Origin of the sequence: Streptomyces montanisoli, assembly GCF_017813245.1 — a bacterium.
Taxonomy (GTDB): Bacteria; Actinomycetota; Actinomycetes; order Streptomycetales; family Streptomycetaceae; genus Streptomyces; species Streptomyces montanisoli.
This window is the reverse complement of the sequence record NZ_JAGIQL010000236.1, coordinates 1-7,618: the sequence shown is the minus strand read 5'-3', so window position 1 is coordinate 7,618 and position 7,618 is coordinate 1. Positions and strand designations below refer to the sequence as shown.

The following is a 7,618-nucleotide window of genomic DNA, read 5'->3' as shown; positions in this document are numbered from 1 at the left end:
CTCGGCGGCCTCGACGCGGCGGAGCGCGTCCGTCCGGCCCAGCGGGTCCACGGCGACCTGCACCTGGGACAGACGCTGCGCACCCGCGCCGGCGGGCCTACCCGGCTGTGGGCGTCCCGCCGCGGGTTTCGGGCCCGTGTGCTGCGGCCGCGCGTGCCGGTCTTGGGGCAGCGCCCGGTGCCCGGGCAGGGGTGTGCGACGGCACGCCCTGTGCGGCGGGCCCCCGCCCGAGGGCGAGGCCGGGCCGCGGCTCGGGGCGAGCGCGGTCGGTCACTACGCGCCGGCGCGCTGCGGGCCCCTGGGCCGGTCGTGGGACCGGGCGCCACGACGGGGCCATGCGCGCGGCCGCGCATCCCGCCGCGGCGGTCACGTCGCGTCGAGGAGGCCTCTGGGGTCGTCCTGGTCCTGCTCGCGCGGCGTCTCGGGGAGCTCCGCCGCCAGCGCGGCCGCCGCCTGGACGAGGGGGAGGGCCAGCAGCGCTCCCGTCGCGCCGCCCGCCGTGACGCCCTGTTCGAGCAGCGGCGTCATCGCCATCCTGTCGAGTGCCTTGGCCTGGCCAGGCTCGTTCGTCGTCTGGCCCGCGAGCCACCAGTCCGGGGCGCGGAACGCCGCGCGCTGGCCCACCAGCGCGCACGCCGCGGACACCACGCCGTCCAGGATCACGGGCATCCTGCGCACCGCGCTCTGCAGCAGGAACCCGGTCGTGGCCGCCAGGTCCGCTCCGCCCACCGCCGCGAGGAGCTGAAGCTGGTCGCCGAGTACCGGACGCGCCCGCCGCAGCGCGTCCCGCACCGCCGCGCACTTGCGCATCCACGCCAGGTCGTCGATCCGCACGCCGCCGCGGCCCGTGACGACCGACGCGTCCGTGCCGCACAGCGCGGCGATCAGGGTCGCCGCCGCCGTGGTGCCGCCGACGCTCAGGTCGCCGAGCACCGCGAGGTCGGTGCCCGAGTCGGCCTCCTCGTCGGCGATCCGCATCCCGAGCCGCACCGCCTGCTCGGCCTCGTCCAGGGTCAGCGCGTCCTCGACGTCGATCCGGCCGCTGCCCCGCCGCACCCGGTGCCGCACGACCTCGTCGGGCAGCAGCGACGGGTCGCAGTCGAGGCCCGCGTCCACGACGCGCACCCCCACGCCCGCGCGGCGCGCCAGCACCGCCCCGGCGCTCTCGCCGTCGAGCGCGGCACGCACCAGCGTGTGCGCGGTGGAGGCGGGGCGGCCCGAGACGGAGAGCGCGGCCACGCCGTGATCCCCAGCGAAGACGACCACGCGCGGCTGCGTCACGGCCTTCACCGGCACGGAGCGCTGCGCGGCGGACAGCCACTCGCCCAGCTCGTCCAGGCGCCCGAGCGCCCCGGGCGCGACGGTCTGCCGCTGCCTGCGTTCCTCGGCGTCCCGCCGCATACCGCTGTCGGGGCGCTCGATCAGATCGGAGAAGTCGTCGAGATTCAGGGCGCTCATGTGGTCGAACAGTACCCGTCCCCGCCCCTCCTGCCGCCTGCCAGGTGCCGTGGCACGCCCGGGTGTTGGGCGGTGGCGGCTCCGCCCCGCCACGCGGCCACCGCGCGCTCAGCCGCGCAGCGGCAGTGCCTGCCCCGCCACCACGAGCAGCAGGTGCTCGCACTCCGCCGCGAACGCCGCGTTGAGGCGGCCCAGTTCGTCACGGTAGCGCCGCACTGACGCCGTGGCGGGCACGACGCCCGAGCCCACCTCGTTCGTCACCGCGACCACGGTCCGCCGGGTGGCGCGCACCCCCTCGACGAGCTCCGCCGTGCGCGCGTGCAGGGCCTTGCGGCCGCCGCCGTCCCACGCCGCGTCGTCCCACGCGTCCACCCGGTCCATCGCGTCGGTCAGCCACAGCGACAGGCAGTCGATCAGCAGCGGCGGCCCGTCGTCCGCGAGCAGCGGCACGAGGTCGCAGGTCTCCCGCGTCAGCCACGACGCCGGGCGCCGGTCGCGGTGCGCGCGTACCCGCTCGGCCCACTCGGGGTCTCCGTCGCGCCCGCCGCCGGTCGCGACGTACACGACGCCGGGGAACGCGGCGAGGCGCCGCTCCGCCTCCACCGACTTGCCCGAGCGCGCCCCGCCCGTCACCAGCGTGCGCCGCGGCACCTCGGGGCCCGGGCGGTAGGCGCCCGCGGTGAACGTCGTCCCGTCCGGCACGGCGCGCGCGCCCGCCGCGGCGAGGCGGCGCTCCAGTTCAGGACCCTGCGGCACGTCGTGGCCGAGGTGGGCCGCGACGATGTCCGTCGCGGGACCGGCCGCGCCCACCGCACGCAGCCGCGCGACGGCGTCGGGACGCCCCACCACGTCGGCCACCACGACGTCGTACGGGGGCGGGGGGTCGCGCTCGGGCTCCACCCCGGCGGGCGCGCCGCCGGGCGGCAGGTACAGCAGCCGCTCGCCGTCAGGCGCGGTCACCTCGTACCCGGTGCCGGGCGCGTCCATCGGCACGGCACGCACCCGGTGCCCGCTCAGCAGCGTCAGCACCCGGCCGTCCGCCGCGCGCCCCGCGGACGGCAGCCCCGGCGGCAGTTCGACCGACGGCCCGTCGTGCGGGTGGCTCAGCAGCACCTGCCGGACGCCGCCGAGCGTCTGGCCCGCGCGCGCGGCGGCGAGCGCGGCGCCCGGCGTCAGGTCGAGCAGCTGGACGCCGTCGACGAGCAGCGCCGTCGCCGCCCTGGCGTGCGGGCCGCGGGCCGCCGCGCACACGGCGCACGGGCATGCGGGACGGGGCAGCCCGTCGGGGGCTCCGGTGCCGAGCAGTGTCAGTTCCACACGCACGATCTTCCCGCGACACCGCTGACGGTGCGCGTCCGGCTACGCTGCGGGCAGCAACAGTGATCAGACAGCAGTGATCAGGCAGCAGTGATCCCACAGCGGGCGGGGCGCGCGGCGGCCCGCTCCACCTGGAGGCGGACATGGCGTGGACGTGGCGGTTCGAGAAGGCCGACGGGACGGAGGTCGCGCCCGCCGTGGCGGCCGAGGAGTTCTCCACCCAGGGCGACGCGGAGTCGTGGGTCGGCGAGGAGTGGAAGGAACTCCTCGAGGGCGGCGCGGACCAGGTCACGCTGTTCGAGGACGGCACGAAGGTCTACGGCCCGATGAGCCTGCACGCCGAGCAGGCGGCGGGGCCCGCGGACGCGCCGCCGGAACAGGCGTAGCCGCCGGCCCCCTGGCCTTCGCGGGTGTGGCGCCGTACAGCCCGGACGCACCGGTCCGTACGGCGCCACACGTCTGCGGCCGTCCGCACGAGGCTCCCCTCGCGCGGCCGCCTACATCTCGCCGAGCTTCACCTTCGCCGTCTTGGACGCGCCGTCCCGCAGGTACGTGACGGTGACGTGCTGGCCAGGCTTGTCCGCCGCGAGCGCCCGGGACAGCGACGTGATGTCCGTGATCCGCCGGCTGCCGAGCCTGACGATGATGTCGCCTGCCTTGAGGCCCGCCGCACGGGCGCCGCCGCTCTTGGTGGTGGAGACGACCGCGACGCCCGTCGGCTGGAGGTCGGTGCCGAGGACCGTACGCCCCGTGATGCCGAGCGCGGCCCGCCCCGAGTGGGTGACCTTGCCGTTCTTGATGATCTGGTCGGCGACGTTCTTCACCGTCGAGGCCGGGATCGCGAAGCCGATGCCGGGCGCCGCGCTGCCGCTGCTGCCGCCGATGCCCGGGTCGGTAGCCGCGAGCGTCGGGATGCCGATGACCTCGCTGTTGAGGTCGACGAGCGCGCCGCCGCTGTTGCCCGGGTTGATCGCGGCCGACGTCTGCACCATGTCGGAGATGGTGGCGCCGGTGCCGCCCGACTCGCCCGACCCCTCGCTGACGGTCCGCCCCACGGCGGAGACGATGCCCTGGGTGACGCTGCTCGACAGGCCGAGCGGCGAGCCCATCGCCAGCACGATCTGGCCGACGGCGACCTTGGACGAGTCGCCGAAGCGCGCCGGGCGCAGCCCCTTGGGGATGGCGTCCAGCTTGATCACCGCGAGGTCCTGCTGCGGGAAGCTCGACACCAGGCGGGCGGTGAGCGGCTGCTCCCGGGTCGCGACGGTCACCTTGAACGTCTTGCCCGAGCCGACGACGTGGGCGTTGGTGACGATGTGGCCGTGCGTGTCGTAGACGATGCCGGAGCCGAGCGCGTTGCCCGCGTCGATCTGCACGACGGACGGCAGCACGTTCTTGATCGTGCCCTCGTAGTCCGTCTGGAGCTCGCTCGTCGCTCGGCTCGGCGCCGCGGCCTGGCCCGCCGGGGTGGGCGCCTCCGCCCGCCCCGTCGTCGCGGTCGCGGTCGCGGCGATCGGCGCGATGGGGCCCGCCGGCATTCCCTCGGCCGCCGAGCAGCCGGAGGCCAGGGCGGCCGCGCAGAGCCCGGCGGCCAGGATCAGCAGCGGCCGACGCGAGCGGCCGCGGAGAAGGGATCGGTCCATGACCGGAGTATCCCTTTTAACCTATTTTCCGAAAGGGTGGCGCGCTCGAAGGCCGCCGATCGCTCACCCGTCTCAGCCGCACGGGCGGCTCAGCTGTGCACGGGTGTCAGCCGTGCACGCGTGTCAGCCGAGCGGGCGGCTCAGCCGTGCACGCGTGTCAGCCGCGCACCCGTCTCAGCCGCGCACCCCGCACAGGTGCAGCAGTGCAGCCGCCGAACGGTAGGGGTCCGTGCGGCCCGCGCGCTCCTCGGCCGCGAGCAGCCGGTCGAGCTCGGCGCCGGCCGGCGCCTGGGCGTCGTCGGGCGCACCGTCCGTGAAGACCCGCACCCCGTACCAGGCGTGCAGCGGCGCGGCGATCCCCGCCAGCGTCCGCGTCAGGTCGGCGAGCCGGTCGGCCCGCACGGCAAGGCCCTCCTCGTCCGTGCGGCTGAGCTGGTCGAACGCCGCGAGCGCGCCCCGCCAGTCGCCCGCCTGCCCGGGCCGCAGGGCGACCGCGTCGCCGTTGCGCACCAGCAGCGAGAGCAGGCCGCCGGGGGCCAGCATCCTGGCGAGCCCCGCGAGGAGCGCGTCCCGCTCCCGTACGCGCATCAGCACGCCGTGGCAGAGCACCACGTCGAACGCGCCCGGCTTGAAGTGCACCCCCGTGTCCACGCCGTCGCCCTCGACGAACCTGACGCGCTCCCTGATGCCCTCCGGCTCGTCCGCCAGCTCGGCGCGCGCGGCGGCCAGCATCTCCGGGTCGGACTCGAGGCCCGTCACCCCGTGCCCGGCGCGCGCGAGGCGCAGCGCCTGGGTGCCGCGTGCCATCCCCACGTCCAAAACGCGCAGCCGCCGCCCGACGGGGAAGCGGCCGGATATCTGCTCCTCCAGCTGCCGCGAGACGAGCTCCTGACGCACCACGTCACGCAGGCCGCCCTGCCCGGTGAGCCAGGGCGTGGCACCGCCGGCCGGCCACGACGAGCCGGCCGACTGACTGCTCAGAGCTTCGCCCCGCGCTTGACCTGCGGCTTGGGCAGACGCAGCTTGCGGATCTGCAGCGTGCGCATCAGCCCGTACATCACCACGCCGCGCGCCGAGTCGTTCGGGAAGCGCTGCGCGATGGCCTTCTTCAGCCGGAAGCCGAGGAAGATCGAATCCACGACGATGGCGATGATGAGGAGCAGCCACAGCAGCAGCGCGATGTTCTGCAGCGCCGGCACCCTGACCATGGTCAGCACGAGGATCACCACGGCGGACGGCAGGAAGAACTCGGCGGCGCAGATCCTGGCGTCCACGTAGTCGCGCGCGAAGCGGCGCACGGGCCCCTTGTCCCTGGCGGGCAGGAAGCGCTCGTCGCCGTTGTTCAGCGCCTCGCGCTGGCGCGCCATGTCGGCCCGCCGCGTCTCCCGCTGGCGCTTGACCGCGGTCTTGCGGTCGGCGGGTGGCGTCACGGCACGGCGGCGCTGGGACTGCGCATCACTCCGCTTCGGCGTGGGCCTGCCCTTGGGCGCCTGCGGATCACGGGGTTGCTTGGTCAGGTCGGCCGTCACCTTGGTGCCGGGCGCCTTCTCTTCGTTCGAACGGCTACGGAACACAATCGCCAAGGGTACGGGCTCGGGTGGATGGACCCCACCCCCACGGGGAACGATCCCGCAACGTCCTTGGTCTCTCTTGGTCTCTCCCGACCGTGTGCGGGCGCTTTTTCGCGTTTTCGCGGGCCGGTGGAGGGCCGGGCGGCCGCCCGGCCGGGGCGGCCCCTACTCCCTCCGCCGGAGCGTTCCAGGCGCACAGTCGTCCTTGGGGATGAGCGCATCCGCGCTCGAACAGTGCGGTAATAGAGGCAGGGCCCGTACTGTGGGTCTTGTAGGAGTGCTGGATCCGGAGTCCGTCAGAAGGGGGCGCGCGAAGCCCATGAGCGGTGTCATGAAGCGTATGGGGATGATCTTCCGCGCGAAGGCCAACAAGGCCCTGGACAGGGCCGAGGATCCGCGCGAGACCCTCGATTACTCCTACCAGAAGCAGCTCGAGCTGCTGCAGAAGGTGCGCAGGGGCGTCGCGGACGTGGCGACGTCGCGCAAGCGCCTGGAGCTGCAGCTCAGCCAGCTGGGCGGGCAGTCGACGAAGCTGGAGGAGCAGGGCCGCAAGGCGCTCGCCCTCGGCCGGGAGGACCTGGCGCGCGAGGCGCTGTCCCGCAAGGCCGCGCTCCAGCAGCAGGTCTCCGACCTGGAGACCCAGCACCAGACGCTGCAGGGCGAGGAGGAGAAGCTCACGCTCGCGGCGCAGCGGCTGCAGGCCAAGGTGGACGCCTTCCGCACGAAGAAGGAGACCATCAAGGCCACGTACACGGCGGCCCAGGCGCAGACCAGGATCGCCGAGTCCTTCTCCGGCATCTCCGAGGAGATGGGCGACGTCGGCCTCGCGGTCCAGCGCGCGGAGGACAAGACGGCGCAGCTTCAGGCGAGGGCGGGCGCCATCGACGAGCTGCTGGCCTCGGGCGCCCTGGACGACCAGTCGGGGACCGCGAAGGACGACATCGCGACGGAGCTCGACCGGATCTCGGGCGGTTCCGACGTGGAGCTGGAGCTCCAGCGCATGAAGGCGGAGCTGGCGGGTGGCTCGTCCTCGTCGCAGCAGGCCATCGAGGGCGGCTCGCAGCAGGGGGACGCGCAGGGGCCGAACTTCAAGAAGGCCGACACGACCGACCAGGGCTGAGGACGCGTCATGATCGTACGGATCATGGGGGAAGGACAGGCGCGGCTCGCCGAGGACCACCTCGCCGAGCTGAACGAGCTGGACGACCGGCTCATGGCCGCGGTCAAGGGCGGCGACGAGGCGGTCTTCCGCCGCACGCTCACCGCGCTCCTCGACCGCGTGCGTGAGCTGGGCGAGCCGCTGCCCGACGACTCCCTGGAGCCGTCGGGGCTGATCCTGCCCGCGCCCGACGCCACCCTCGAAGAGGTCCGCGAGCTGCTGAGCGACGAGGGCCTGATCCCCTCGTCGGTCTGACGGACCGGCTCCCGACCACCGTGCGCACTCCCCACCCGGACGACTCCACCGCCCCGCGCCCAGAACCCGCGGGGCGGCCCCCTGCGCCCCCGCCCCCGTCGGCCGGGGCCGTTGGCCTCGGGGCCCCTGTGCCCTGATCGGAAGAGCACACGTCTGAACCTCAGCCTCCGGTGGATCCCGGTATCCGCCTTCTGCTTGCAAAAAGGGGGGGGGGG

At 74.7% G+C, this 7,618-nt stretch carries 8 protein-coding genes; 3 read left to right on the top strand and 5 right to left on the bottom strand.

The annotated features are described in order from the left end of the window. Window positions 1–366: 366 nt before the first annotated feature. Both JFN87_RS30810 and JFN87_RS30805 read right to left on the bottom strand, forming a co-directional pair. On the bottom strand, window positions 367–1,458 hold the full coding sequence (locus JFN87_RS30810) for a nicotinate-nucleotide--dimethylbenzimidazole phosphoribosyltransferase (RefSeq protein ID WP_209345451.1): 1,092 nt from the start codon (window positions 1,456–1,458) through the stop codon (window positions 367–369). Between the two features lie 108 nt (window positions 1,459–1,566). Then, entirely contained in the window at window positions 1,567–2,775 is a 1,209-nt protein-coding gene (locus tag JFN87_RS30805) for a bifunctional adenosylcobinamide kinase/adenosylcobinamide-phosphate guanylyltransferase (RefSeq protein WP_209345449.1), read from the bottom strand. A gap of 143 nt (window positions 2,776–2,918) precedes the next feature. On the opposite strand from JFN87_RS30805, the gene JFN87_RS30800 reads away from it, so the two are divergent. After that, entirely contained in the window at window positions 2,919–3,161 is a 243-nt protein-coding gene (locus JFN87_RS30800) for a hypothetical protein (RefSeq protein ID WP_030909599.1), read from the top strand. 111 nt (window positions 3,162–3,272) lie between these two features. On the opposite strand, the gene JFN87_RS30795 is transcribed toward JFN87_RS30800, so the two are convergent. The 3 genes from JFN87_RS30795 to JFN87_RS30785 all read right to left on the bottom strand — a co-directional run bounded on the left by JFN87_RS30795 (window position 3,273) and on the right by JFN87_RS30785 (window position 5,992). Continuing rightward, on the bottom strand, window positions 3,273–4,418 hold the full coding sequence (locus JFN87_RS30795) for a S1C family serine protease (protein ID WP_209345447.1): 1,146 nt from the start codon (window positions 4,416–4,418) through the stop codon (window positions 3,273–3,275). Between the two features lie 174 nt (window positions 4,419–4,592). Then, window positions 4,593–5,315 carry a methyltransferase domain-containing protein gene (locus JFN87_RS30790; RefSeq protein WP_209345453.1) on the bottom strand — a complete coding sequence of 241 codons (723 nt, stop codon included), beginning with the start codon at window positions 5,313–5,315 and terminating at the stop codon, window positions 4,593–4,595. Window positions 5,316–5,395: 80 nt separating this feature from the next. Continuing rightward, window positions 5,396–5,992: a DUF3043 domain-containing protein gene (locus tag JFN87_RS30785; protein WP_209345445.1), complete on the bottom strand. Its 597-nt coding sequence runs from the start codon at window positions 5,990–5,992 to the stop codon at window positions 5,396–5,398. 316 nt (window positions 5,993–6,308) lie between these two features. Here JFN87_RS30785 and JFN87_RS30780 point away from each other — a divergent pair, with 316 nt between their 5' ends. Together JFN87_RS30780 and pspAA are read left to right on the top strand one after the other, a co-directional pair. After that, window positions 6,309–7,109 (top strand): PspA/IM30 family protein, encoded by an 801-nt coding sequence (locus tag JFN87_RS30780; RefSeq protein WP_209345443.1) that lies wholly within the window; start codon window positions 6,309–6,311, stop codon window positions 7,107–7,109. 9 nt (window positions 7,110–7,118) lie between these two features. Beyond that, entirely contained in the window at window positions 7,119–7,403 is a 285-nt protein-coding gene (gene pspAA, locus JFN87_RS30775) for a PspA-associated protein PspAA (protein ID WP_030909585.1), read from the top strand. Window positions 7,404–7,618: the final 215 nt, after the last annotated feature.